Source organism: Sedimentibacter sp. B4, assembly GCF_000309315.1.
In the GTDB taxonomy this organism is placed as follows: Bacteria; Bacillota; Clostridia; order Tissierellales; family Sedimentibacteraceae; genus Sedimentibacter; species Sedimentibacter saalensis.
The window spans coordinates 1-1,485 of sequence record NZ_CANG01000040.1 but is presented as its reverse complement, the minus strand read 5'-3'; the positions used below and the strand labels follow the sequence as shown (position 1 = coordinate 1,485).

The following is a 1,485-nucleotide window of genomic DNA, read 5'->3' as shown; positions in this document are numbered from 1 at the left end:
TTTAATTAAGCAACATTTTAATCACCTGCTAAATTGTTTTTAATCATTATATCATATCTGACAGATGTCATAAAGCAAATATTTGCCTTAATAATGCTTCAATTACGGAACTTAATGTGTTAATATGTAATTAACAATTATATGGAGGATCTTATGTTTAAAGCTGCAATATTTGATTTGGACGGCACATTGATGGATTCTGCAGAGGATTTAGAAGCAGCATGCAATTATGCCCTTGATAAATTTAATCTGCATCACGTAGATTCACAGAAGTACAAATTGCTTCTTGGAACAGGAAGGCGAAAAGTTGTTGAAAGCATCCTAGATGAGTATTTTAAAAATTATGATGATAGTACAATAGAAGAATTTCTTTTTCATTATAACACATATTATAATAAGCATATGCTTGACCACACGAAACCTTATGAAGGAATACTGGATATGCTTGATTATCTTAAATAAAAAAAACATATTGACGGCAATTTTATCAAACAAACCTGATGATTTTAACAAAAAAAATAGTTTCGAAAACTTTTGGAGATAAAATTCAATATGTAAGCGGCCTAAAGGACGGCTACCAGGCAAAACCAGATCCTGCTTCTCTCCTTGACATAATATGTGAACTCAAAACAGAAAAAATCAATGCGTGTACATAGGAGACACTGAAATAGACATACGAACTGCAAAAAATGCAGGAATAAAGTCCATTGGAGTTTTATGGGGCTTCAGAAATTCTTCAGTGCTGCAAGATGAAGGCGCTGATTACATTGTATCAACAGCCGATGAAATAAAAAAAATAGTTGTCCACAATTGAATGCATTTCTGTTGAAAAGAAGAGATTTTCCTTAGGGAAAATCTCTTTTTTTATTATTTATCTAATTTTTCAAGCATCTTTGCAAATTCTTCTTCCTGCTCAATTTCGTAAGAATCTCTCTTTGTATAGTGAGTATGAAGAAGTTTGTGTGATAAATGACCGTTAGGTTCCTTCAGATAATCTTCATAAAAGTTTCATAACTTCCGGATTCTTATGTGATTTTCTCTTAGGAAGAGATCTATCAAGTTCATAGAGTGCATTTGCTCTGCTTACTTTAGGATTAACATCCAACCTTGCCTTTGCAGAAACATGAGATTGCCCTCCGCCGTGAACACATCCCCCCGGACATGCCATAACTTCTATGAAGTGATAATCCTTTTCACCTGCTTTCACTGACTCAAGCACTTTTGCTGCATTTGCAGTACCGTGAGCTACAGCTACTTTAACTTCAGTGTCAACTCCACCTATAGGAAGAACCACGCTTGCTTCCTTAACGCCTTCTATACCTCTGACTGCCTGATATTCGATTGATTCAAGATCTTTGCCAGTCAATATGTCCGCAACCGTACGAAGAGCTGCTTCCATAACACCGCCGGTTGCTCCGAATATTGCGCCGGCTCCTGTGTAATCTCCAAGAATACTGTCTGTATGCTCATCAGGAAGTTTTGTAA

General features: G+C 35.8%; 3 protein-coding genes and 1 pseudogene. 2 read left to right on the top strand and 2 right to left on the bottom strand.

Annotation, left to right across the window (positions count from 1 at the left end; all coding sequences use genetic code 11):
• The first annotated feature begins 153 nt into the window (after positions 1-153).
• Positions 154-462 (top strand): HAD family hydrolase, encoded by a 309-nt coding sequence (locus BN358_RS08355; RefSeq protein ID WP_019228783.1) that lies wholly within the window; start codon positions 154-156, stop codon positions 460-462.
• A 181-nt stretch (positions 463-643) separates the two neighbouring features.
• A pseudogene (locus BN358_RS22820) lies at positions 644-814 on the top strand (HAD family hydrolase); the annotation flags it as partial.
• A 53-nt stretch (positions 815-867) separates the two neighbouring features.
• Here BN358_RS22820 and BN358_RS28305 read toward each other — a convergent pair.
• Both BN358_RS28305 and BN358_RS27480 read right to left on the bottom strand, forming a co-directional pair.
• On the bottom strand, positions 868-990 hold the full coding sequence (locus BN358_RS28305) for an iron hydrogenase small subunit (RefSeq protein WP_255346884.1): 123 nt from the start codon (positions 988-990) through the stop codon (positions 868-870).
• Between the two features lie 7 nt (positions 991-997).
• Positions 998-1,485, bottom strand: a 488-nt coding sequence (locus BN358_RS27480; protein WP_040582236.1) for a [Fe-Fe] hydrogenase large subunit C-terminal domain-containing protein, incomplete at its 5' end; no start/stop codon positions are given.

Excerpts from the sequence above, each read along its gene's own strand:
- BN358_RS08355 (WP_019228783.1), top strand. The coding sequence starts at position 154 with ATGTTTAAAGCTGCAATATTTGATTTGGACGGCACATTGATGGATTCT.